Genomic DNA, 22857 nt, shown 5'->3' with positions numbered 1-22857 from the left:
TTCATCACGCCATCGGCCGCGCCCTGGCGCGCACGGCCCGGGCGACCCCGGCCCCACGTGTGAGCCGGGGTCGCTGACGGCTCAGTGGGTGCGCTGCGCACTCAGGGCGTTGAGCAGGGCGGCCCCGCGTTCGGCGTCGTCCACGCTCACCGCGAACTCGCTTCCCCGCCGGGGGTGGATCACCAGGCACTCGCCGCTGCGGAGCATGACCGTCGTACCCAACCCGCTCAGCCGGTACCCCCAGCCCCCCACCTGGCCGGGGGTACGGCTTTCGGCACGCGCCGATGCGATGTCCTGGGCGGACCAGCGCCGCACCGGCCAGCCGACCGGACCGAAGGCCACGCTCAGGCCCTTCTCGGTGACACGCGCCTGCACGGAGGCGCAAGCGAGAACCGCTACGCAGACCACGGCGAACGGTGCGAAGAACGGCCACGGCACGTCCACCAGTCCGCTGACCGTGGCCAGCACGGCGGCCAGCACGACCAGCCCGGCCAGGGCCCCGATCCAGTGGAGCCACGGATTCGTCGTACGTGAGAGCCACACGAACCTCGCGCCGGCCGGAATCTCCATGCTCGGACCGCTCACCACCACGCGCGACGTCGCAGCCCGACCCCGCCGGATCACCGCCCACTCGACCAGCCCGGCCACGGCCGCCGCCGCGACCATCCCCACGACCCACGCGCTCACGGAATCGGCCTGCCGCCAGTCGGTGTGATCCAGGTTCGCCCTGACGATGGATACCTGCGCGCCGACGAGGAGCACGCCGCCGAACAACAGCCCGACGGTCGCTCCCCCACGCCACCGCCCGAGCACGACGATCAGCAGTACGAGGACCACCCAGATCACCGCCGGGAAGAACGCGGCTGCCCACAGGGGCATCGAACCGTCCGGTCCACCGGAGCCGGCACCCCAGTGGGTCGCCAGCCGCTCGGGCAGCCGGCCGCTCGCGGCCCACGGAAGTGCGATGAGAACGGCCGTGATCACTGCGGCCCAGACCGCAACACCCCACCGCACCCCGCGCTTGCGTTCCGTCCCCTCCGTCATGCCAGCCCCCTGATCATTTCTATGAGATCGGCCTTGCTGTAACCCAGATGCGCCGCATCACCGACCAGTTCGCGCACGCGGTCGAGGAGCACGGACCGCTGGTCCGCCCCCTCGGCCACGGTCACACCGCGCCCGCGCCGGAACTCCAGCACCCCCTCGTCGCGCAGCGCGCGAAGACCGCGGAGGACCGTGTTGACGTTGACCCCCAGCACCTGGGAAAGGTCGCGCGCGGAGGGCAGACGGTCACCCGGACCGCACTCTCCCTCAGCGACGGCACGTCTGATCGCGCCCGCTACTTGCTCGTGCAGGGGGCGGTTGTCCGAGATGTGCAATCTCAACAGCATGGTGCTAATGACACTAGCATCATCAGCTTCCTGTGGAGAGAGGTCGGACCCACCGGAGGACGGGCGGCGACGGGCAGCCGGGCGCTTCATTCGGCGCGCACGGAGCGGCACTTGGTAGGGCTGGCGTCCAGGTGCCCGCCGAGGTGAAGGTGAAGGCCGACCGGCACTCCGGCTTCGACCCGAGCGTGTGGAGAGAACGGCAGATACCTGATGCGGCAAAGATCGAAGTCGGCGACGATGCTCGTGTGAGCGACATCAACGTGGTCGCAGTGGCCGCGTGCACCCGCCAAGGCGAGGCCGACAGGTTCGTCGTCCAGGTCGAGCGTTTCCACCCCCGGCACGGCGGACCACCGAGAACCTTCGACGGAGGGCACGGCCTGTGCAGTACGACGACGAACCGGTCTTCAAGCGCAGCAAGTGGGGAACGAACCGCTACTACTACAACCCCGACAACCCCGTCGGGCTCGCCCTGATCGTCATCACGCTGCTCTTCGTCGGCACGATGATGATCCTCATGGCCAACCGGGCCGGACCGTTCAAGCCCGCGCCCGACCCCGCACCGTGGAGCCCGCCACCGTACGAATACTCACGGCCGTCGCCTTCGAGCAGCCCACCCGGCCGTTGAACGCCGATGGGGGTTCCTGCCCGACGGGAACCGCATCAGCGGTGCATCAGGGTCCGGCTCCAAGGCCTCTACCAGGCCTAACCCCGCGCTCATGGGCCGACGTTAAGGCCGTCCGCTGGCGGTACGGACTGGCTTCAGGTCGCTCAGCGTGCGGCGGCCCCAGCCGAAGAGGAGCAGCTGCTCGGCCGTGCCCGTGGCCGAAGCGGAGGCGGGCGCGGCGTCGCCCCGGGCCAACCAGAGGCGTGCCGTCATACCGCTTTCACCTTCCACTCCGGCAGACGGCCCAGGGTGGCTGCGCGCAGCAACCACTCCACGGGCCCGTAGCGGTGGCGGGCCAGCCACCAGCGACTGAAGAGGAGTTGGGCGGCGAACAGGGCGAGGGCGGTCAGGGTGACGAGGGCGGGGGCGACACGGCCTATGAGGGCGGCGCCGAAACCGGTGAACACGAAGGCCAGCACGAGCGATTGGGTGAGGTAGTTGGTCAGCGTCATCCGGCCGGCGGGGGCCAGGGCCGCCGCCAGCCGTGGGCCTCGGGGACCGGCCAGGGTCCGCAGGACGGTGGCGCCGTAGGCCGCCGCGAGGAGCGGTGCGGTCGCCACGTCCACGGCCACCGCGACCAGTTGGTAGGCGGTTCCCGGGTATCCCTGGCTCGCGTGTGCCCAGACCAGGCCCCCCGCCACACCGACGGTGAAACCGGTCCACTGCAGGCGCCGTAGGACCGGCAGGTGGCGGGCGGGATCGGTCAGCATCTTCCGCTTGCCGGCGGCCAGGCCGAGGAGGAACGCGGCGAAGGCCGCCGGGGCCTGGAAGAAGGCCAGCATGAACGCGACGTCGGGCAGCTGCCGCAGGTGGGCGGCGATCACCGAACCCGCGCCGCCGCGCAGCGCCTCGGTGGACTGCCGGCCCTGCTCGGTGACTGCGGCGGTGTCGATGCCCCCGCCGCCGGCGGCGGCGACCAGCGCGGCCAGCAGCAGGTAGGCGACGGCGGTGGCGCTCAACAGGACGACGGCGGTGCGCACGGCCGTGCGCGGCCGGATCCGGTGCACGGCGAGCAGGACCAGGCCCAGCACGGCGTAGGTGGTGAGGATGTCGCCGGGGAAGAGGAAGACGGCATGGCACAGACCGAGGGCGAACAGGCTCGCGCAGCGCCGGAGGAAGCGCGGCAGGAAGGATGCACCGGCGCATTCCGCCGAGGCCATCTGGAGGGTGAAGCTGTAGCCGAAGAGGAAGGAGAAGAGCAGGTAGAACTTGGCCTCGAAGAAGACCTCCGTGACGAAGCGAACGGCGGTGTCGAGGGCGGAGCCGAACGCGGGGTCGTCCACTCCGGTTCCCCGGTAGGCGGAGGCCATGAAGGTGATGTTGACGAGCAGGATGCCCCAGAGGGCGAAGCCCCGCAGGACGTCGACGTCGGCGAGGCGCCGCACGGCCGGAGCGGTCCCTCCGGGGTTCCCTCCGATGGCGGGCCCAGGGACAGGTCCCGCGGCGGGTTCTGTAGTCATCGCTTTGCGCCTTCCTCGTCGACGGAGGCCAGGAAGTCCTGCTGGTCGGTCAGGAAGCCTTCGGCGAACAAGGCCCTCGGTGCGAACACCGCGGTCGCGGTGAGGCGCAGCCACGAGGCCTCGACGGCATGCTCGACCAGCCCGTGGGTGGCCCCCGGGTAGTGGGCGACGCGCAGGGCGGGCCCGGGCAGCAGCCGCTCGTAGGCGGCCTCGGTGTCGACGGTGTCCACGTTCACGTCGTGTCCGGCGAGGACCAGCAGGACGGGCGTGCCGCGCAAGGCCGGCAGGTCGGCGGTGGCGTCGGCCGTGTGGTTCTTGGAGACGAACCGCCAGCGAGCGGGCGTCATGCCCTGCGGATCGCCGACGGCGCGTACGTACTCCTCGTACGGGGCTCCGCGCGCGAGCAGTTCCAGACCCGTCTCGCGGCGGCGCAGCGCGGCGGCGATCTCGGTGTCGGCGGCGCCGTCGCGGCGCAGCTCGGCGAGGAGGTTGTAGCGGCCCTGCTGGTGCCAGTTGACGGCGGGCGAGACCGCGATCACGAACCGGATCCCGTGGTCCTTCGCCGCGACCTTCGGCAACACCCAGCCCGCCTGGCTGGCGCCCCACAGGCCGATCCGGCGCCCGTCGATGTCGGGGTGGTGCCGGGCCCATGCGATGGCGTCGACGGCCTCATCGGCCCGGTCGTCCATGGACTGGTCGAGCCAGTCGCCCGGTGAGCCGCCCACGCCCGGCTTGTTCCAGGACAGCGAGGCGTAGCCGGCGCGGGCGAAGGACTCCCAGATCGGCCGGTAGAAGGTGTCGTGGGTGGCGTCGACCGGGCCGTCGCCGTGGACGAAGACGACGAGGGGGAAGGGCCCCTTCCCTTCTTCGGGCAGGGCCAGCACGCCGTCCAGGGTGCGTCCGCCGTGGCGTACCGTCACCGCTCGCTCGCGCAGGTCGTAGGTGTTCTGCCAGGTCGCCAACCCGCCCAGCGCCGCCGCCACGAGGGCCAGCGCGGCGAGCGTCGCGCCCACGGCCCGCGCGACCCTTCGACGTCTCGTGCGTACCGCTGTCTTGGGTGGCATTCCGCCCCGCCTCCTCGAGAAACTATCACTCAAAGAACGTTCGTTTCAGATTCGACCGTACTATGTTCGTACGTACAATGCGAGGAGGAATCGTGGACACAGCAGTCGTCGTCCGGCGCGGCGTGCCGCACGGCGCCGAGGACCAGGTCGCAGCCCTGTACTGGGAAGCCTTCGGCCGCAAGCTCGGGGCCGCCCTCAACCCGCCCGAGCACGGCCGGGCCTTCATCGCCCGCCACCTCCACCACGACCGCGCCGTGGTCGCCCTCGCCCCGGACGGGGACGGGGTGGTCGGCGTGGCCGGGTACCGGCTGGGCGGACGCGGCCTGACCGGCGGAGGTGTGCGCGACGTGCTGTCGGCTTACGGGCTCTTCCGCGGACTGCCCCGGCTCGCCGTGCTGGCCCTGCTCGAACGCACCCCCGAGCCCGGGGAACTGGTCATGGACGGCATCGCCGTCGACCCGGCAGGGCGGGGCAAGGGCGTCGGCAGCCTGCTGCTCACGGAGATCGCGGCCGTGGCCGCCGAACACGGCTGCTCGCGCGTCCGCCTGGACGTCATCGACGTCAATCCGCGCGCCCGCGCCCTCTACGAACGCCACGGCTTCGACGCCGTGCGCACCGAACAGACGCCTTACCTGAAGGGCCTCATGGGCTTCGGCGCGGTGACCACGATGCACCGGACCCTCCCCGCCCACCCGGACGACGGCGCCGCCGGCAGCCTCGGGAAGCAGCGGTGAGCCGAAGGGCACCCGCACGCGTGCCGGTGGCCCGGCACCTCCCGGGTCGGAGCTGCCGGGCCACCGGACGTCGTACTCGCGCCCCCACGCGTTCCGCGCCGAACGGCGCCCGCGGGGCTACTTGGGCATCAGGACGGTGTCGACGATGTAGACGTTGGCGTTGGCGGTCTTCACGTTGCCGCAGACCACCTTCGACGTGTCGTTGACCTTGTAGGACTCGCCGGAGCCCTTCGTGGTGACCATGCCCTTCTGGAGGGTCTCGAAGGAGCCGTTCTCCAGCTGCTTCGGGGTGAGCTTCTGGCCCACCACGTGGTAGGTGAGGATCTTGGTCAGTGTCGCCTTGTCGGCGAGGACCTTGTCGAGGTCGGCCTTGGGGATCTTCGCGAAGGCGTCGTTGGTCGGGGCGAAGACCGTGATGTCCGTGGCGTTGTTCAGGGTGTCCACGAGACCCGCCTGCTTGACCGCGGCCACCAGGGTGGACAGGGCCGGGTTGTTGGACGCGGCCGTGGCGACCGGATCCTTGGCCATGCCGTCGAACGAGCCCGCGCCCTCGGCGGGGACGCCGGCACAGGCCGCGCCGAACGGCTTGTCGCTCGTCATCGTGCTGTCGGCGGCGGTGCTCCCGCCCGACTTGGCAGCGTCGTCGGCGACGGGTGTGGAGGCTGCCTTGGTGTCGCTGCCGGAGTCCGAGCACGCGGCCAGCGAGAAGGGCAGGACGACGGCGGCAGCGACGGCGAGCGCGGTACGGCGGATGCGCATGCTGTTCATGGTTGTTTGCTCCTTGGAAGGTTGATCCGGGGTGTGCGGGTGCTGCCGGTTCGGCTGTGGGCCCGTCCGGTGGTCTCAGGTGACGGTGACGAAGACGCTGTGCCAGCCGCTCGCGCCGTCGGGGATGGTCCGCGCGCGCTGTTCGCTCTGCACCGCGCCGGTGCCGTCGGTGGCGCGGACGGTGATCGTGTGCCCGCCGGGTGCGGCGTTCCAGCGGTAGGACCACTGGCGCCAGGTGTCGACGGTGTCCTGGACGGCGAGGTCGGTGTCCTGCCACGGTCCGTCGTCGATCCGTACCTCGACACGGGTGATGCCGCGGCGCTGCGCCCACGCGACGCCGGCGACCATGACCGTGCCGGCGGCGGGACGCCCGAAGGGCTTGGGGGTGTCGATGCGCGACTGGGTCTTGATCGGCGCCCGGCGGGCCCACCCGCGCTTGACCCAGTAGGGGTCGTAGGCGTCGAAAGTGGTGAGTTCGATGTCCTCGATCCACTTGCACGCCGAGACGTAGCCGTAGAGGCCCGGGACGAGCATGCGGACGGGAAAGCCGTGCTCGAACGGGAGCGGTTCGCCGTTCATGCCGACCGCGAGCATGGCGTCGCGGCCGTCCATGACGTCCTCGACCGGGGATCCGAGCGTCATGCCGTCCACGGAACGGGCCACCAGCTGATCGGCGTTGCCGCCCTTCGACGGCGGTTCCACCCCGCACTCGGCCAGCAGATCGGCCAGGCCTACGCCGAGCCAGCGGGCGTTGCCGAGGTAGGGGCCACCGACCTCGTTCGACACACAGGTCAGGGTGATGTCCCGTTCGATCAGCGGGCGGGCCAGGAGCTGGTCGAGGGTGTAGGTACGGGGCCGGGCAACGCCCTTGCCGTGCACGCGCAGCCGCCACGCGCCGGCGTCGATCCTGGGGACGACGAGTGCCGTGTCGACACGGTAGAAGTCCCGGACCGGCGTGGTGAACGGGCTGATGCCGTCCACCTTCAACCCGGCTCCGGCCGGCACCACGGGGGCGGGAGAGGTGGGGGCGGGCAGGGTGAGCGCGGCCCGCGAGGCGACCGCTCCCTCGCCTTGCCGGCCGGACAGCGCCCGGCCCAGCGCTCCGGCGGTGGCTGCCGAGGCCGCGGTGGCGGCGGCAGCGTTGAGGAAACCCCGCCGGCTCCAGCCGTCCCGGGGGCGCTCGGCCCCGTTCGGCGAGCCGGTGGGACCGGCCCTGCCCGTCAGGACGTAGAGCACCGCGGCGCCAGCCACCGCGCCCACCACGGACGGCAGGACGTCCGCGATTCCGGCGCTGTCGGGCCGACTCAGGGCGGCTGCCCCACCGATGCCCCCGAACGCCAGCACCCCGGCCGCCCCCACCCTGCGGTACCTCAGGGCGAGGATGCCCAGGGCGATCGCGAACAGGCTCAACAGGACGAGGATGCCGAGTTGGAGGACGAGCTTGTCGTTCTCGCCGAACGTGCGGATCGCGAAGTCCTTGACCTGGGCCGGGGTCCGGTCGATGACCACGCCCCCGACCACCGTCACCGGTCCGGCCGCGGGCCGCACCAGGGCAGCGGTCAGCTCGGCCACCGCCAGCGCGGAGAACCCGGCCAGCAGGCCGGACAGTGCCCCGAGGCCTGCCCGGGTGAGGGTGGTGCGGAAGCTGCTCACATGCGGCATTCGGCAGCACCCACCAGGCGGATTGGCCCCTCACCCGAACGAATGAGTCCCGGTGTCGGGAGGGTTCAGGCTCCGCGAGCCGGCACCGCGCGGGTGCGCCAGCCCGCGCCTGCCCTCACCAAGCTCCCGCACGACGACACTTCGGGCTTCTGCGCTGTCGGGCGCGTGACCGTGTTCACGGCGGCCCGGGTGGGGTGTTGCGAGTGGCCGTGCCGACACCCACCCGCAGCGGGCCCGCTCCGCTCCGCGCGATGCGTGTGCGGCGGGAGGTGTCGGTGCCCGCCCGCCCGCACGGCGGGTCGGGCCACCGGGTCCGCGCCACCGCACCTCCTCGGCGGCGGACCGGAGCCGGTCAGCGGTACCGGGTCAGGCGTTGACGAAGGTGTTGCCGGACGACGGCTCAGCAGGCCGATGCTGCTGACCGTGTTCCCACACGCGGTGACCGGGACGCGGATCGGGACCTGGACGAGGTTCCCCGAACCGACGCCGGGTCAGTACGCCACCCGCAGCAGCCGCCACGGTTCCGGCTGGGCCGGGGCGGCGACCGGGCTCACTCGCGCAGGGGAACGATTGGCCCCCGGCCTGACGAAACGCCCTCCCATCCGTACGAACGTCCGCTCCGAAGAACCGTTCAGACCCATCCCTTGGCTCTGCTACCGGACCGCCCCGGCGCGTGGCGGTCCGGCCCCTCACCCGCGCCGGCGAAGAAGGACTGACATGCGACGGACACCCCGCCCCCGGACGGCCGGCCCGGACCGCCACTGCGGCTGGTCGCCCTGGCCGGGGCCCGGCCGGTGAGCCGGCCGCTGCCCTTCGGTTCCCCCGGCACCACCGGCCGCCTCGATCTCGCCGATGTCATGCGGCAGGTCGCCCAAGGCGACAAAGAGGCCTTCTCCACCGTGTACGACGCCTTGGCTCCCATGGTGTTCGGGATCGTGATCAAAGTCGTACGGGACCGGGCCCAGTCCGAGGAGGTCGCCCAGGAGGTCATGATCGACCTGTGGCGGCAGGCCGCCCGCTACCGGCCCGACTCCGCCAGCGTCACCACGTGGGCGGCGACCATCGCCCACCGGCGGGCCGTCGACCGGGTCCGCTCCGCCCAGGCCTCGACCGATCGCGAACAGGCCCGGGCGGCCCGCGAGCACACCACCGCCTTCGACGAGGTCGCCGAACGGGTCGAGACCCGCCTGGACAGCGAACAGGTACGCCGCTGCCTGCGCGGCCTCACCGAACTCCAGCGCCAGGCCGTGACCCTGGCCTACTACCAGGGGCTCACCTGCCGTGAGATCGCCGAAGTCCTCGACGCACCGCTTCCCACCGTCAAGACGCGCATGCGCGACGGACTCATCCGGCTCCGCGACTGCATGGGGGTGACCACATGAACCAGCACCCCACCGACGTGCACACCCTCTCCGCCGCCCACGCCCTGAACGCCCTCGACCCCGCGGAACGCGCGGCGTTCGGCATCCACCTGCGGCGCTGCGAGGAATGCCGCCAGGAGGCGGCGGAGTTCGAGGCCACCGCCGCACGGCTCGCCGCCGCCGCGTCCCGGGTCCCGCCGGCCGCCATGAAGCGGCGCGCCCTGTCAGCGGTCGACGGCGTACGCCAGCTCCCCCCGCGGGTGCCGACCCCCGCGGGTGCGAAGTGGACCGGTGGCCGGCTTCGCCGCGGGACCGGCTCCTTCGTCCTGGCCGCCTGTCTGGCCGCCGCCGCGTCCTTCGCGGGTCTGGCCGCCCGGCAGCACGAGGGTTCCACGCAGCGTGCCCGGCAGACGGAAGAGCGGCTCGACGCCTTCAGTAGCGTCCTCGCGTCGCCCGACGCCCGTGCCGCCCACGGCAAGGCGGCCAACGGTGCGCTGATGACCGTCGTCTCCTCCGGCCACCGGAACGAGGCCGTCCTCGCCGCTACCGGTCTGCCCGCCCCGGCACCGGGCAAGACCTACCAGCTGTGGCTGGACATCGGCGGCAGCATGCGTCCGGCCGGGTTCATCACCGGCGACGGAACCGTGCCGCTCCACGGCAGCCCGGCCGCCGCCACCGCGGTCGGCCTCACCGTCGAACCTGCCGGAGGGTCGTCCCGGCCCACCACCGATCCCCTGCTACTGATGTCCCTGCCCGCCTGACGGGACAGCGGCCGGGCCCAGCCGGGCAGCGGGTCATCACCTGCCACCCGCAACCGACACACACGAAGGAGGGCACATGCCCAGCACCCCGAAGATCGGATCCGTCCTCGGCGAGTTCCGTCTCTCCGGCGGACGACTCGCCGGAGAAACCTTCCGCCGAGGCGACTACAGCCTGCGCGAGCAGCGCGGAAACCCGGTGGTCCTCGCCTTCTACCCCGGTGATGACACCCCCGTGTGCACCGCCCAGTTGTGCTCCTACTCCGACGGGCTGGAGGAACTGCAGTCCACGGGGGCGGTGGTGTGGGGGATCAGCGCCCAAAGCATCGACAGCCACGAGCGGTTCGCCCGGGCCAGGCAGTTGCGGATGCCGCTCCTGTCCGACCCGGACCGGGCCGTGGCAAGGTCTTTGGGTATCACCGCGCCCCTGATCGGCCTGCGGCGTTCGGTGTTCATCATCGACGCCGACGGCCGCCTGCACTGGAAGCACGTGACGGCCGTGGGCGCCACCTTCCCACCGGCCGCGGCCCTCGCCTCGCAGCTCGCCGCCCTGCCCGCCTGACTCCCGCACCGCGTCATCGGCAATCCGCCCGGCTCTCAGCTGCGAAGTACGGGTGAAACGGCCGCGCACCAGCGGCGTGTCGAGTGGCGGGAGCAGTTGTGGCGGAACACCAAGGAGCGGCGGTCATCGGTGCCGGCGGGGCGGGGCCGACCGCCGCCCTCATGCGGGCGGCCTCAGGTCAGGTGACCCCGTACGGGGCGAACGAAGGCCTCGGCGGCCGTGCCCACCCCCCTGCACCGCCCCGGCCAGGAGGGCGGTTCGTGAACCTGCGGACCGTGAACCTGCAGACCGTGGACCTGCAGACCGTGGACCTGCGTACGGTCGCGGCCACGCCGCGGCCGTGGCGCGCACACTTCACCGCCCACCGGCGGGCCGGCGCCGACCTCGGCTTCGACGTCCCCCCGCGGGGCACGGGGCAACCCTCCCCCGTCTGCTCGCAGTCCGAGTGCCGCCCCCGCCACCTCGCCGAAGGAGACCGCCGATGAAGCCCCCGGTCGAACGTCTCACCGCGTTGCTGAGCCACTTCTTCGCCGGCCCGCTTCCCGTCCGACTGCGCGACTGGGAGGGCGGTGAGGCCGGCCCCGCCGACGCCCCCCTGGTGGTACTGCGCTCCCCCGATGCCCTGCGCCGCCTGTTGTGGCAGCCCGGTGAGCTGGGCCTGGCCGAGGCCTACATCAGCGGCGACCTCGATGTCGAGGGGGACCTGGCCACCGCCCTCTCCCAGGCCGGCCGGACCGTGCGCGACCACGGCATCACCCGTCCGCGTCCGGCCCGACTGGCGGCGGCCGCGACCCTCGCCGTCGGACTGGGCGCGGCTTCGTTGCCGCCGCGCCGGCCGGACGGGCGCGCCCGGCTCACCGGCCGTCTGCACAGCTCTTCCCGCGACCGCGCCGCGATCAGCCACCACTACGACGTGTCCAACGACTTCTACGCGCTGCTGCTCGACGAGTCGATGGCCTACTCGTGCGCCTACTGGGCCCGCCCGGCCGACGCCACGTACGGCCTGGCCGAGGCCCAGCGGGACAAGCTGGAGCTGATCTGCCGCAAGCTCGGACTGCGTGCCGGCGACCGGCTCCTGGACGTCGGATGCGGCTGGGGTTCCCTCGCCGTGCACGCCGCTCGGGAACACAAGGTGCAAGTCACCGCGGTCACCCTCTCCCGGCAGCAACGGGACTTCGTCACCGAGCGGGCCCTCCGCGAGGGCGTGGCCGAACGGGTGGAGGTCCAGCTGAGGCACTGGCGCCACATCGACGGCGGCGGATACGACGCGGCCTGCGCCATCGAGATGGGCGAACACGTCGGCGACGCCGAGTACCCCGCCTTCGCCGGCAAGCTGCACGACGCACTGCGTCCCGAGGGCCGGCTCCTGATCCAGCAGATGTCACGCGGCGCCGACGCACCCGGCGGAGGGGCCTTCATCGAGTCGTACATCGCACCCGACATGCACATGCGGCCCGTCGGCAGCACCGCCGACCTGCTGGAGGCCGCAGGCCTGGAGGTCCGCTTCGTCGAATCCCTGCGCGAGCACTACGCGGCCACCATCGACGCCTGGCGCACCCGTCTCGAAGACCGCTGGTCCGAGGTGGAGGACCTCGTCGGTGAGACCACCGGGCGGGTGTGGCGCCTCTACCTGGCCGGCGCCTCGCTGGCCTTCTCCGAACGCCGCATGGGCGTCGACCAACTACTGGCGGTGCGCCCCACTCGTGACGGCGGATCGGCCATGCCGGCCACCCCCACCGCCTGGTACCCGCAGCCGCAGCCCCGGTGACCGGCATCGCCTGAAGCGCGCGGTCGGGAGATCCGTCCTCGGGCACGCCGGATTGCCCTTCCGCGCTGTCGACCTTCCCCGAACGGTCGACAGCGCGGAAGGGGAAGGGGAAGGGCGTGCCGCGGTCACATCGGCGTGAGGACCGTGTCGATGATGTCGACGGTCGCGTTGGCGGTCCGCACATCACCGCAGACGATCTTCGCGCTGCGGTTGACGGTGAAGGTCTCCCCGGATCCGGCCGTGGTCAAGGTCCCTCCTTCGAGCGTCTTGAACGAGCCGTCGGCGAGCTGGTCCGGTGTGATCTCCTCGCCCACCACGTGATAGGTGAGGATCTTGGTCAGTTCCGCCTCGTCGGCCAGGATCTCGTCCAGGTCCGCCTTCGGGATCTTCGCGAACGCGGCGTTGGTCGGGGCGAAGACGGTGATGCCCTCGGCGTTGTTCAGGGTGTCGACCAGGCCGGCCTTCTTGACGGCTGTGACCAGCGTCGAGAGCTCGGGGTTGTGGGAGGCCGCGGTGGCCACGGGGTCCTTCGCCATCCCCTCGAAGCTGCCGGAGCCTTCCTTCGGTACCGACGCGCAGGCGGGACCGAACGGATCGGTCTGCTGGGAGCCGGCGAACGCCGGAGCCGCCGCCCCGAGGGCGACGGGGAGAAAGAACGCCGCGGCCGCGAGTGCGGCGGAGCGGCTGACGCGCTGAGTGGTCATGTGGATCTCCTTGTGAAGGCGGGCCCGTCGCGGTCCGCCCCTCCCGGGCCCGTTCGCCCCCCTCACCGATGCATTCGTCGCCGTACGCCAGATTGATGGGTAGAGGAACCCACGACCGGAGGGCTGCTCCGGGCGGAACATCATCTGGGCGGGGGCAGGGGCGGGAGTGCTGAGATTCCCGGAAGGAAACGGCTGACCCCGGGCGCTCGGCGAAAGGCTTGGCGCGCGACCCCGACGGAACGGGGTAACGTCTTTGTCATGTTCTTCCAGACGCCGATCTACGAGGGAGAGCGTGACGGGCCCGCCGGCCTCCTTCGGCATCGCCGCACCCGTCCCCCAGCGATGAATCCGTAGATCACTTCACCATCACCACCGGGAGAACCCGTGACCGACAGCAAGAACATAAACAACCCCGTGGGCCAGGGCGGCGGCCAGCGCAAGAAGCTGTCCCGCGCCGAACGGCAGAACAACGGCCCGCACCGCAACCTCGACCGCCAGGGTGCCGCCGACCAGAAGGCGGAGCTGGTGCGCAAGATGCGCGAGAAGGCACGCGCGGCTGAGAACGCCGAGCAGGCGAGCGACGACACCGCACAGAGCTGACGCACCGCCGCAGCAGGGCGGCACCGCACGGGCAGGACCCGGGACCGCGACGCGCGGTCCGCGGGAATGCGCCGGACGCGGCGCTGCCGGGCGAGCGGGAGACTCCACGACTCCGTCCGCGACGGCGGGTCGGTAGGCCGCCCCGCGTACGCACCGTCCGCGATCTGCTGCCGACGCCCTGCCGTAGCCGATCACGCGGCTGATCCGGGCAGGGCGTTTGCGTGGACCGACCGCTACGGCGAAACGATCAAGCTCCGGGTTGGCCGGCCGGACATCCCCGACGTCCTTCCCGGGGCAGCGCACGAGGTCATCTCGGCGTATCGGGACCTGCCGCTGGTATCGGCTCAGGGAGACGGGTTCCGGAGTTTCGTTCAGGTCTTGCTCCATGCCATGGTGCGGCCGACGCCTGTCGTGATCACCGATGAGCCGGAGGCCTTCCTGCACCCGCCCCAGGCCCGTCTGCTCGGCCAGTTGCTCGCGGGCATGGAGGGGCAGGCTCAGCTGTTCGTCGCCACGCACAGTGCCGACTTCCTGGCCGGTGTTCTTGAAGCACAGCAGCGCAGGCCGTTGTCGATCGTTCGTCCGGACCGGTCGTCGGGGACACCGAGGGCGCAGGTCCTGGCCACTGACGTCCTCCGGGAGTACGGCGGGCTCCGCATCGCATTCCAGCGCCTCGGCGGGATCGTCGAAGGACTGCGGGCCGATGTGAAAGTGGAAGGCATGGTCGAGAAGCTGAACAAGCTGGTGAAGGGGTCCTCCGGCTGGGATGTGCTCAAGAGGACCGGGCTCAGCGGCCTCCAGGGTGATGAGCACGTCGCCGCACAACGGGTCCTGGACACGGCCGCTGACCTGGGCCTGTTCATCGCGCCGTGCGGTGAGCTGGAGTCGTGGGTGCGTCAGGTTCCAAACGGGAAGAAGTCGGGGTGGGCCCGGAAGGTCTTCGAGGAAGCGTGGCACTCGAAGCCGACGCCTGAACTGCGGGCGTTCTGCGAGTCGATCCGGGCGTACTTTCGGCACGAGGTCGCCGACTACGACCGCGCGGCTGCCCAGGCGCTCCAGGTCGGATCCGAGCTGCGCGAGACCGAGGCCGTCGTCACGAACTCCAGCCACCGGGTCCTCACCGAGGTGCGCGTCATCCGGGCCACGGCCGTGCACAGAGGAGACCCGATCCGCGGATCGCTGTGGGCCGAGGACGCGGACACGGTCCGCGCCGACCTCGCACCCGGCGAGACGTTCACGGTGGCGCTCGGGAAGATGGTCTGGGAGGAGCACGAAGGGTTCTTCCCGAGCGCAGCGACGGGGAAGGCCCTCACGGTCCACTTCCGCGACGCCGCGGGCCTGTGGTGGGAACGCAAGGGTGACGCACAGCCCACGAGGCTCGTGAAGGGACCTGCCGAGCCCGACCCCCGCCCGGAATAGCCCCGTGGGGGCAGCGGCCACGGGCTTCCGCGTCATCGGCACCCGCGAACGCGTCCGTCTCCGTCACCACCGCTGGCGCAACGGCGTCCCGCAAGTGCGGCCGTGCCTTGACCTGAGACCCGCTCGATAGGGTCAAGGGCACGACCGACGGAGGAGGACCCTTCAACGGCGACCCACGACCAGCTGACCGAGCGGGCCGGTCTGGGGCGTGTCACGCGCGCCGGACGGAAGGTTGTGCCCGGCTGGCGGCTCCCGGGCTGTATGAAGGCGCAGCTTGTCGCGGTGGGCGTTGCGGTAGCTCCGCGCCGCATGGAACGGGTCGTCGTGCAGAGCGAGGCTGATCCGGTCCTGCTCACGTCGTCCCGGGGCCCGCTCTACCGTCCCACCGAGCGGGCGGGCCCCGATGATCAGGCCGAGCGGTCATCGTTCGCCGTCGAGTCGAAGTCCGGGGTGGTCTACCGCGTCGTGCCGGACGGGAGGCATGGTTCGCCCACTCGGGTGTCGGCGCGTGGCTCGACGTCCTTCACTGTTAGGGCAGTCGCGTCACGGCCTCGGAGCTTCTCAGCGGGCCGGACGGCCCCGAGGAGTGCCTCTCCGAAGAGGAGGAAGAGCGGGCTTTCGCCGAGCTGAACCGGCTGGCCGAGGAGCTGAAGGAGAGCGACCCGGCGGCCTTCAGTAGCTGCAAGGGGTTCTGTGGCCACGGCTCCTGGACCGCTGGCTCTACTGACCCCGATCGGCAGGGGCGCCCCGGCCCACGACTGAGATGATCTTCATGTGGGGGCTGTGATCACGGCGTCGGAGCCGTCATGGATGGCGCCGCACTCCGGGCCGGGTCCGAAGCAGTTCGGGAAACCGATCACCCTGCTGCGGCGCGGAGACCCGCCCCTTGTTTGCAGGGGCCGTCCGTGGAGTCTGCCGCTGGAAGAGCGGGTGTTGCTGGTTGCCGCGCACTGGCGGACGAACCTGCCCTCTCGGCAGCGGGCTCCCTCGTTCGGGATCTCGAAGTCGACCGCGGGCCGGATCGTGGCCGCCGTCGACGGGGCGCTGGGAGGACCGTGTCCTGGCCAGCTGGTGCCGCTCCCTACACCATCGCTACGAACCCGAGCCGGAACGCTTTCTCGCCTCCGCCGGCATTGCCAGCCCGTATCGGCCACCGCCGTCTGACCCGCTGATGACGTTCCCGGCCGGTAGCTCAGCAGGGAGTCACCTCCGGGTCGAAAATGCGTAGGCCCCAGGGTTCCAGTGTGCCGTCGCAGAGTTCCGCCAGGAACTGCACCGCCCCGCCCGCATAGTGCCACCAGGCTCCACCTCGACCGGCCACGGTAACGAACCACTCCTGCGGGGTCCCTCCAGCAGTGCTCCACATGAACTTGTCGCTCTCGTCCGACTCCGACCACGGCAGGAGGCCGCCCGGTGCGGGATAGGCCAACAGGCCGAGATCGGGTTCCAACCAAGCATCGACGAGTACGTCCAGCGTGCTCTGAAAGCCACGGTGTACGCGGGGTTCGTCGCCCGGTTCGGGCAGGCCCACGAGAATGTAGTCGCCGATGGCGAACGTCGGGTACCACTCGGCGAGGTACTTGTAGTCGGACGGCAATGCGGTGCCCAAGTTCTCCTCGACCAAGGCCCAGTCGAGCGGAGCCGGCGCCGATCGACGGTGGTCGACCAAGCCCGGGATGGCGCGCTCAAGCGCGAGAAGGGCCTCTGCCGGATCCGTGATGCGGCGCTTCGGCGTCTGTGTCTCGATGGGATCATCCGTCATGGGCAGCAGCCTGTCAGACCGGTGTGACACGCCCCTGAGCGGATCCACCCACCGCAGCCCCTCCGTTGTCGACCTGCTCACGCAGCATGAGGCGGTTCCGCCGGAACTGGTCACCCAGGCCGATGTCATTGCGCACGAAGAGCCCCGAGGCGCCCCCGCGCCCCCGCAGGGCGCTCTTCTCGGACCCCAGCCTCCCCATCAAAACCTTCACCTGACAGCCCGCCGCGTCCGGTTCGGTTCGGGGCCCGTGCGTGACGGCCGTGTCCGGCGTCACGCACAGGCTTGTCTTACGGAGGCGGAGCGGGTCAGTACGCGAAGCCGGACTTGCCGGTGAGGGTCGCCGCGACGCGGGTGATCTGGCTGCCCGGCGGCAGGGCGGTGGTCGTCGACGCGGGAGCAGTCGTGGTGCCGTCGCCGAGCTGGCCGAGGGCGTTGGCGCCCCAGCCGATCACCGAGCCGTTGTCGAGGGCGGCGAGGGTGAAGTCCACGCCGCCGTTGACGTCCTGGACGCCCTTGAGGTGGTCGAGGGGGACCGGGGTGGTGCGGTTGGCCTTCGTACCGTCACTGAGCTGGCCTTCGGTGTTCTTGCCCCAGCCGACCGCACTGCCGTCGTCGAGGACGGCGAATCCGGAGGCCGAGGTGGCGAAGACCTTGGCCACGGTGTTGAGATAGGCGACGTCGACGGGCTTGTTGCTGTCGGCCGTGCTGTCGTTGCCGAGCTGACCCTCGGCGTTCTTGCCCCACGCCTTCACGGTGCCGTCGGCGGTGAGGGCGAGGACGTGGTCGCAGCCGACCGAGATGGATTCGACGTCGGCGAGGTCCGGGACCTGCTGCGGTGTGGCCCGGTCGGTCGCATTGCCCGTGCCGAGGCGGCCGTTGGCCCCCGCGCCCCAGGTCCAGACGGTGCCGTCCTGGCGCAGGGCCACGCTGAAGTCGCAGCCCGCGCCGACGTCCCTGACCTTGTCCAGGCTCTGGACGTCGACCGGCGTCTTGTACGGGGTGGTGGCGTCCAGGCCCGTGCCGAGTTGCTTCTTGGCGTTGTCGCCCCAGGCCAGGACGCGGCCGCCCTTCACGGCGAGGGCGTGGTTGGCGCCCGCAGCGATCTCGCTGACGCCGGAGAGTTTGGTGACCGTCGCGGGGAACGACTGGTTGACGATGGTGCCGTTGCCGAGCTGGCCGGTGAGGTTCGCGCCCCAGCTCTTGACCGTGCCGTCCCGGAGGAGGGCGATGACGAAGGGGTTCTTGTCGCCGCCTCCCGCGGCGAGTTCGCGTACGTCGTCGCGGGAGAGGCCGAGTACGGCGGCGGGGGTCTGTTGGGCGAGAACGCTGCCGTTGCCCAGTTGTCCCAGGGCGTTGTCACCCCAGGCGCGGACCCAGGGGTCGGTGGCTGCGGCCTGGGCGGACAGGCAGGGGGTGGCAGCGGTGAGTGCGGTGAGGGTGAGGGTGGTGAGCAGCGTACGGCGCAGAGGTGGGGTCATCTGCGTGCCTTTCGGGTTCGGTGCGGGGGCGCGGTGTGTGCGCCAGGGTTCAGTAGGCGTAGCTGGAGTTCCATCCGAGGGACGCAGCGACTCGGGTCGTGCCGCTGCCCGCGGGCAGCGCCGTGACGGGGGTGAGGGAGGCTGTGGTGCTCGCGTCGCCGAGCTGACCGTTGGCGTTGTCGCCCCAGGCGACGACGGACTGGTCATCGAGGACGGCGAGGGAGTGGGTCCAGCCGCCGGCCATCGCCTTCACACCGGTCAGGCCGGGGAGCGGGACCGGCGTCGTGCGGCTCGTTGTGGTGCCGTCGCCCACTTGGCCGGCACTGTTCCAGCCCCACCCCCGTACGGTGCCGTCATCGCGAACCGCGAAGCTGTGGTGGCTGACTGCGACGATGCCCACGATGTCCTCCAGGTGCTGGACGTTCACGGGTACGGGGCTGGCTGTCGTGGAGCCGTTGCCGAGCTGGCCGTTGGCGCCCCGGCCCCATGCCTTCACCGTGCCGTCGGCCGTCAAGGCGAGCATGTGGGTGCAGCCGGCCGCCACGGCCACGATGTCCTGAAGGCCGGCTACGCGCTTCGGAGTGTTGCGGTCGATTGTGGAGCCATCGCCGAGCTGCCCCTCGTTGTTCCGTCCCCAGGTCCAGACCGAGCCGTCCTCGCGGAGCGCGGCCACGTGGTTGCAGCCCGCTGCGATGTCCTTGACCTTGTTCAGGCTCTGGACGGAGACGGGTCGACTGGTCGGCTGGTCGGTGCTCGCCGCGGTGCTGCCGTTGCCGAGCTGGCCGTAGGTGTTGTCGCCCCAGGCGAGGACGCGGCCGTTCCGTACGGCGTAGGCGGCAAAGATCCCAGCAGCCACTCCGGAGACGCCGGACAGCCCGGCGACGGCGGCCGGGTGGGACCGGGAGGCCGTGGTGCCGTCGCCCAGCTGCCCGCGCGAGGCGTTGCCCCAGGCCTGCACGGTGCCGTTGTTGAGCACGGCCACGGCGAAGGACGTGGTGGCGTTGCCGCCGCCGGCCAGCTCGCGCACGTCGTCGCGGGCCAGGCCGCGGACCGCCGACGGCGTCTGCTGGTCGAGCGTGGCGCCGTTGCCGAGCTGGCCGACGCCGTTGTTGCCCCACGCCCGTACCCACGGCTCGGGCTTATCGGTGCGCGCGGGGCCCTGGGCGGCGGTGGCGAGGAGGGCGGAGACGGCCAGCAGGACGCCGAGACCTGCGCGTCGACTGGGGTACGTCATGGCGAGACGCACCCCTCAGTAGGCGTACGTCGTGTTGCCGCCCAGGGACACGGCCACGTTCTTGATCGCCGAGCCCTCCTTGAGGATCTTCACCGACTCGTAGCGGGGGACGGTGGTGCCGTTGCCGAGCTGGCCCTCGCCGTTGTGGCCCCAGGTGAAAACGTCGTCCGCGGTCACCGCGACGCCGTGGCGGGCTCCGGCAGCCAGGTGCTGGACGCCCGCCAGGCGCGGGATCTCGACCGGTGCGGTGCGATTGGTCCGCGAGACGTTGTCGCCGAACGACTCGTCGCCCTCGAGGAGCTGTCCGTATTGGTTGTTGCCCCAGCCCCAGACATGGCTGTCGCTGGTCTTGACGTAGTTGTGGAAGGCGCCGGCCTCGATGTCGGAGACGCCCTCGACCCAGTCGACGTCGACGGGAACCGGAGAAGACTTGGTACTGGAGTTGCCGAGCTGGCCGTAGAGGTTGTACCCCCAGGACTTGACGGTGTCCTCGGCGGTGAGCGCGAGGGCGTGGTGGCAGCCCGCGTCGACCTCGACGACGTCGGGCCGAGGCGTACGGGAGCCCGGCGGTGAGGTCTGTCGACGCCGTCGGGCTTGTCAGTAGGGTTACCGGAAATGATCACCATTGCGAGCCGGCAGCACGGAACCACCTTTTTGCCGGGCACTCGTTCGAGTCGCCACCCACACGGCCACTGGTGTGGGCGATCCACCGCGGCTTTTGATGCTCCTGGTACTGCACGACCTCCACGTCCGGATGCGCGTTGCCCGTGCGGCTCACCGACACGGAATCCTTGGTGGGCGTGACGCTCAACCCGTTGTCGACCGATCCGACCCACATGGCCGGCTGCACGCCGTGCACGCTCACCTTCAGGGACTCCGAGGTGGAGTCGTGGTCCTGGAGGACGTTCTTGCCGGTGAGCGTCCGGAAGGCGCTGCGGTGGGCCACGTCCAGCTCCACGGGGCGCCGCCGGTCGCGTACCACGAGATGGTGCGCTTGCCCGGCACGGTGTGGGACGGCGCCCGCGTTGAAGACCGCTTGCCCCGCCGCCCGGTCGGCCCGCCGGCCCGCCGACCAGGGGGACGGGCTGTCAGGGGCACCCCGTACGGGTCTCCGCAAGGGCCTCGCTTGACTGGTGGCCGGCACGACAGGTAGGGAGAGGCTGTTCATCGCGCAAGGTGTGAAACGGGGGACATGTGAAGCCGCTCGAAACGGGTGATCCCACCTCGCTCGGCGAGGGCCGCTACCGGCTGGTGGGACGGCTCGGCCAGGGGGGCATGGGCGTGGTCTACCTGGGCCGCTCCCGGTCCGGCCGTGCGGTCGCCGTCAAGGTCGTACGTCCCGAGCTGAGCACCGAGCCCGGGTTCCGGCGCAGGTTCGCCGACGAGGTCGCGGCGGCGCGGCGGGTCGGGGGCTTCCACACCGCGCCGGTGGTCGACGCCGACCCGGAGGGGGAGCCGGCCTGGCTGGTGACGGCCTTCGTGCCCGGTCCCACCCTGCAAGCGGTACTGGCGCGCGTCGGATCGCTGCCCCTGGACACGCTCACGGTGCTGGCCGCCGGCCTGGCCGAGGCACTCGAGGCGATCCACCGAGCGGGGGTCATCCACCGCGATCTCAAGCCCGCGAACATCATCGTCGCGGAGGACGGACCGCGCGTCATCGATTTCGGCATCGCGCGCGCCCTGGACGGTACGTCCCTGACACAGACCGGCCTGCAGGTCGGCACGCCGGGATTCCTGGCACCCGAGCAGCTCACCGGCGGTGGCGCGCTCACCCCCGCGGTCGACATGTTCGCTCTGGGGGTGGTGCTCACCCAGGCGGCGGGCGGCGCCCCCTTCGGCGACGGCCCGTCCGCGGCCAGGCACTACAAGGTGGTCTACGAGGAGCCGGACCTGACCGCGGTGCCCGGTGAACTCCGCGCAGCCATCGGCGCCTGCCTGTCCAAGGACCCGGCGGCACGGCCCACACCGGCCGCCTTCCTCGGTACCCTCACCGTCCGCCACCGGGACGGTGGCTCCTGGCTGCCGGACGCGGCGACGCAGCTGCTCCCGCCCCCGGAACCGGCGGTGCGTCCCATCGTGCCGGACGGCCCGCCGGACACCGCGCAGGACCTCGCGGAACCGGACGCCGTCCCGCCCGTCGTCGCCGAGCCCCGTACGGAACAGCCCCGTACGGAACAGCCGCGCACCGTGACGGGACCCGCAGCGCGGCTCTCGCACGCCCCCGCCCCCGCGCAGGTGCCGCAGGCGGTTGCGGAGAAGCCCCGGCGGCGCCGCGCGGTGGTGGTGGCGGTGCTCGTGGCGTCGCTCGCAGCCGTCGGCCTGTACGTGTGGCAGCCCTGGACCGACTCCACCAAGGACAATTCCAAGCCCGACGCCGCCACGCCCACCGGATCCGCCGCTGCCCCTGTCCCTGCCCCGTTCCCGGCCGATCCCCTGCTGATCCGGCAGGACACCGCCCCGGGCTGGCCCGGGACGTGCCACGGCGTCATCGCCCGCCGGGACGCCGCGACGGAGAAGCCCGTGCAGCTCATCGCCGGGGGCGAAGGCGCATGCGACACCCTCCCCCAGTGGTCCCCCGACCGCAGGTCGTTCGCGTTCACCCGCCGCACCTCCGAGGGCACGGCGGTCTGGACCGCCAATGCCGACGGTTCGAACGCTCGGCGGATCACCTCCATCGCCAGCGGCAGGGTGTCCTGGTCTCCGGACGGCAGCCGGCTGGCCGTGCTGCGCATGAAGGACGGCGTACAGCAGCTGTTCGTGGTCGGCGTCGCCGACGGCGCGGCCCGCCAGCTCACGTCGGGCGGGGGCCAGGTCGAGGATCCCGCGTGGTCGCCGGACGGCAAGAGCATCGCGGTCTGCCTGCAGACGGAGCCCGGGAACTGGCAGATCCACGTGGTCGACCCCGCCGACCCGAACCGGGCCCCACAGCAGGTGACCCGGCTGCCGCATCCGGCACTCGACCCGGTGTGGTCACCCGACGGCACCACCTTCGCCTACACAGCGGGGACATACGGCACGGGCACTCAGGGCGACATCCGCCTCGTGGACGCCGACGGCAGTGACGATCGTGACCTGGTCGCCACCAGCGCCCATGAGATGGACCCCGCCTGGTCCGCCGACGGCACCTGGGTGGCCTTCGTCCGCGGTCCGTACGAGAAGCCCGTGATCTGGGCCGTGCGCGCGGACAAGACCGGCGAGCGCCCGCTCACCACCGGAGCCACCACCGAGGGGCATCCCGCCTGGCGCTGACTCTCGTCGGCGGTGGAGGACCGGGTAGCGGAGGCCGGCGGGAACCATCCGGATCGTGCCGGAACGCGCGGTTCACGACGGACACATGCTTACCACGGCGGGGACGTGCCACCCTGCGATCTTCACGCCGGCGCTGGTCGGTGGATGGGCCCGTGGCGCAAGCACCCGCACTGACCGCTCCGAGCAAGCCGGCCGTTGCCGCCCAGGCTTCGTGGAGTCGGC

At 71.5% G+C, this 22857-nt stretch carries 24 protein-coding genes and 3 pseudogenes; 11 read left to right on the top strand and 16 right to left on the bottom strand.

Annotated features, from left to right (window positions below; genetic code table 11):
• Positions 1 to 81: 81 nt before the first annotated feature.
• From OG594_RS39995 to OG594_RS39985, 3 genes are all read right to left on the bottom strand, one after another.
• A complete protein-coding gene (locus OG594_RS39995; protein WP_266607286.1) occupies positions 82 to 1044 on the bottom strand; it encodes a DUF1648 domain-containing protein in 963 nt (320 codons plus the stop codon).
• Positions 1041 to 1388, bottom strand: a complete 348-nt coding sequence (locus tag OG594_RS39990) for a GntR family transcriptional regulator (protein ID WP_266607285.1) — start codon at positions 1386 to 1388, stop codon at positions 1041 to 1043. The genes OG594_RS39995 and OG594_RS39990 overlap by 4 nt, the downstream gene beginning before the upstream one ends.
• Before the next feature lie 86 nt (positions 1389 to 1474).
• Positions 1475 to 1720, bottom strand: coding sequence for a hypothetical protein (locus OG594_RS39985; RefSeq protein ID WP_266607284.1), 246 nt, complete (start codon positions 1718 to 1720; stop codon positions 1475 to 1477).
• A 47-nt stretch (positions 1721 to 1767) separates the two neighbouring features.
• On the opposite strand from OG594_RS39985, the gene OG594_RS39980 reads away from it, so the two are divergent.
• Complete coding sequence (locus OG594_RS39980) at positions 1768 to 2013, top strand: hypothetical protein (protein ID WP_266608920.1); 246 nt, start codon at positions 1768 to 1770, stop codon at positions 2011 to 2013.
• 102 nt (positions 2014 to 2115) lie between these two features.
• Here OG594_RS39980 and OG594_RS39975 read toward each other — a convergent pair whose 3' ends face one another.
• From OG594_RS39975 to OG594_RS39965, 3 genes are all read right to left on the bottom strand, one after another.
• Complete coding sequence (locus tag OG594_RS39975) at positions 2116 to 2265, bottom strand: hypothetical protein (RefSeq protein ID WP_266607283.1); 150 nt, start codon at positions 2263 to 2265, stop codon at positions 2116 to 2118.
• Positions 2262 to 3437, bottom strand: a complete 1176-nt coding sequence (locus OG594_RS39970) for a DUF418 domain-containing protein (protein ID WP_266607282.1) — start codon at positions 3435 to 3437, stop codon at positions 2262 to 2264. Before OG594_RS39970 ends, OG594_RS39975 begins: the two co-directional genes overlap by 4 nt.
• 71 nt (positions 3438 to 3508) lie before the next feature.
• A complete protein-coding gene (locus OG594_RS39965) occupies positions 3509 to 4576 on the bottom strand; it encodes a S9 family peptidase (RefSeq protein ID WP_266607281.1) in 1068 nt (355 codons plus the stop codon).
• Positions 4577 to 4668: 92 nt separating this feature from the next.
• Between OG594_RS39965 and OG594_RS39960 the strand changes: the two genes are divergently transcribed.
• Positions 4669 to 5310 carry an N-acetyltransferase gene (locus OG594_RS39960; protein ID WP_266607280.1) on the top strand — a complete coding sequence of 214 codons (642 nt, stop codon included), beginning with the start codon at positions 4669 to 4671 and terminating at the stop codon, positions 5308 to 5310.
• Positions 5311 to 5427: 117 nt separating this feature from the next.
• Here OG594_RS39960 and OG594_RS39955 read toward each other — a convergent pair whose 3' ends face one another.
• The 3 genes and pseudogenes from OG594_RS39955 to OG594_RS39945 all read right to left on the bottom strand — a co-directional run.
• Positions 5428 to 6078 (bottom strand): fasciclin domain-containing protein, encoded by a 651-nt coding sequence (locus OG594_RS39955; protein ID WP_266607279.1) that lies wholly within the window; start codon positions 6076 to 6078, stop codon positions 5428 to 5430.
• A 75-nt stretch (positions 6079 to 6153) separates the two neighbouring features.
• Positions 6154 to 7740: a molybdopterin-dependent oxidoreductase gene (locus OG594_RS39950; RefSeq protein ID WP_266607278.1), complete on the bottom strand. Its 1587-nt coding sequence runs from the start codon at positions 7738 to 7740 to the stop codon at positions 6154 to 6156.
• A 398-nt stretch (positions 7741 to 8138) separates the two neighbouring features.
• Positions 8139 to 8231 (bottom strand): annotated as a pseudogene (locus OG594_RS39945) (chaplin); the annotation flags it as partial.
• Between the two features lie 303 nt (positions 8232 to 8534).
• On the opposite strand from OG594_RS39945, the gene sigK reads away from it, so the two are divergent.
• The 5 genes from sigK to OG594_RS39920 all read left to right on the top strand — a co-directional run bounded on the left by sigK (position 8535) and on the right by OG594_RS39920 (position 12189).
• On the top strand, positions 8535 to 9122 hold the full coding sequence (gene sigK / locus OG594_RS39940) for an ECF RNA polymerase sigma factor SigK (protein WP_266607277.1): 588 nt from the start codon (positions 8535 to 8537) through the stop codon (positions 9120 to 9122).
• Positions 9119 to 9862 carry an anti-sigma factor gene (locus OG594_RS39935; RefSeq protein WP_266607276.1) on the top strand — a complete coding sequence of 248 codons (744 nt, stop codon included), beginning with the start codon at positions 9119 to 9121 and terminating at the stop codon, positions 9860 to 9862. The genes sigK and OG594_RS39935 overlap by 4 nt, the downstream gene beginning before the upstream one ends.
• A gap of 76 nt (positions 9863 to 9938) precedes the next feature.
• Entirely contained in the window at positions 9939 to 10421 is a 483-nt protein-coding gene (locus OG594_RS39930; RefSeq protein WP_266607275.1) for a peroxiredoxin, read from the top strand.
• A gap of 260 nt (positions 10422 to 10681) precedes the next feature.
• On the top strand, positions 10682 to 10906 hold the full coding sequence (locus OG594_RS39925; RefSeq protein ID WP_266607274.1) for a hypothetical protein: 225 nt from the start codon (positions 10682 to 10684) through the stop codon (positions 10904 to 10906).
• Positions 10903 to 12189: a cyclopropane-fatty-acyl-phospholipid synthase family protein gene (locus tag OG594_RS39920; protein WP_266607273.1), complete on the top strand. Its 1287-nt coding sequence runs from the start codon at positions 10903 to 10905 to the stop codon at positions 12187 to 12189. Before OG594_RS39925 ends, OG594_RS39920 begins: the two co-directional genes overlap by 4 nt.
• Positions 12190 to 12314: 125 nt before the next feature.
• On the opposite strand, the gene OG594_RS39915 is transcribed toward OG594_RS39920, so the two are convergent.
• Positions 12315 to 12893, bottom strand: coding sequence for a fasciclin domain-containing protein (locus OG594_RS39915; protein WP_266607272.1), 579 nt, complete (start codon positions 12891 to 12893; stop codon positions 12315 to 12317).
• Between the two features lie 384 nt (positions 12894 to 13277).
• Here OG594_RS39915 and OG594_RS39910 point away from each other — a divergent pair, with 384 nt between their 5' ends.
• From OG594_RS39910 to OG594_RS39900, 3 genes and pseudogenes are all read left to right on the top strand, one after another.
• Positions 13278 to 13493, top strand: coding sequence for a DUF6243 family protein (locus tag OG594_RS39910; RefSeq protein ID WP_266607271.1), 216 nt, complete (start codon positions 13278 to 13280; stop codon positions 13491 to 13493).
• 66 nt (positions 13494 to 13559) lie between these two features.
• A complete protein-coding gene (locus OG594_RS39905; RefSeq protein WP_266607270.1) occupies positions 13560 to 14912 on the top strand; it encodes an AAA family ATPase in 1353 nt (450 codons plus the stop codon).
• A 774-nt stretch (positions 14913 to 15686) separates the two neighbouring features.
• A pseudogene (locus OG594_RS39900) lies at positions 15687 to 15938 on the top strand (transposase family protein); the annotation flags it as partial.
• 166 nt (positions 15939 to 16104) lie between these two features.
• On the opposite strand, the gene OG594_RS39895 reads toward OG594_RS39900, so the two are convergent.
• The 6 genes and pseudogenes from OG594_RS39895 to OG594_RS39870 all read right to left on the bottom strand — a co-directional run bounded on the left by OG594_RS39895 (position 16105) and on the right by OG594_RS39870 (position 20332).
• The gene (locus OG594_RS39895) at positions 16105 to 16674 is read right to left on the bottom strand and encodes an SMI1/KNR4 family protein (protein ID WP_266607269.1); all 570 of its coding nucleotides are present in this window, start codon (positions 16672 to 16674) and stop codon (positions 16105 to 16107) included.
• Positions 16675 to 16979: 305 nt separating this feature from the next.
• Positions 16980 to 18152, bottom strand: a complete 1173-nt coding sequence (locus OG594_RS39890; protein ID WP_266607268.1) for a chromosome condensation regulator RCC1 — start codon at positions 18150 to 18152, stop codon at positions 16980 to 16982.
• Positions 18153 to 18201: 49 nt separating this feature from the next.
• Positions 18202 to 19386, bottom strand: a complete 1185-nt coding sequence (locus OG594_RS39885; protein WP_266607266.1) for a chromosome condensation regulator RCC1 — start codon at positions 19384 to 19386, stop codon at positions 18202 to 18204.
• 15 nt (positions 19387 to 19401) lie between these two features.
• Positions 19402 to 19563, bottom strand: a complete 162-nt coding sequence (locus OG594_RS39880; protein WP_266607265.1) for an RCC1 domain-containing protein — start codon at positions 19561 to 19563, stop codon at positions 19402 to 19404.
• 57 nt (positions 19564 to 19620) lie between these two features.
• Positions 19621 to 19884 (bottom strand): annotated as a pseudogene (locus OG594_RS39875) (sialidase); the annotation flags it as partial.
• Positions 19885 to 20005: 121 nt separating this feature from the next.
• Positions 20006 to 20332, bottom strand: coding sequence for a hypothetical protein (locus OG594_RS39870; RefSeq protein WP_266607264.1), 327 nt, complete (start codon positions 20330 to 20332; stop codon positions 20006 to 20008).
• Between the two features lie 248 nt (positions 20333 to 20580).
• Between OG594_RS39870 and OG594_RS39865 the strand changes: the two genes are divergently transcribed.
• Positions 20581 to 22635, top strand: coding sequence for a protein kinase (locus OG594_RS39865; protein ID WP_266607263.1), 2055 nt, complete (start codon positions 20581 to 20583; stop codon positions 22633 to 22635).
• Positions 22636 to 22857 lie beyond the last annotated feature (222 nt).

Source organism: Streptomyces sp. NBC_01214, from assembly GCF_026340975.1.
Classification (GTDB): domain Bacteria; phylum Actinomycetota; class Actinomycetes; order Streptomycetales; family Streptomycetaceae; genus Streptomyces.
This window is presented reverse-complemented; position numbering and strand designations above follow the sequence as displayed.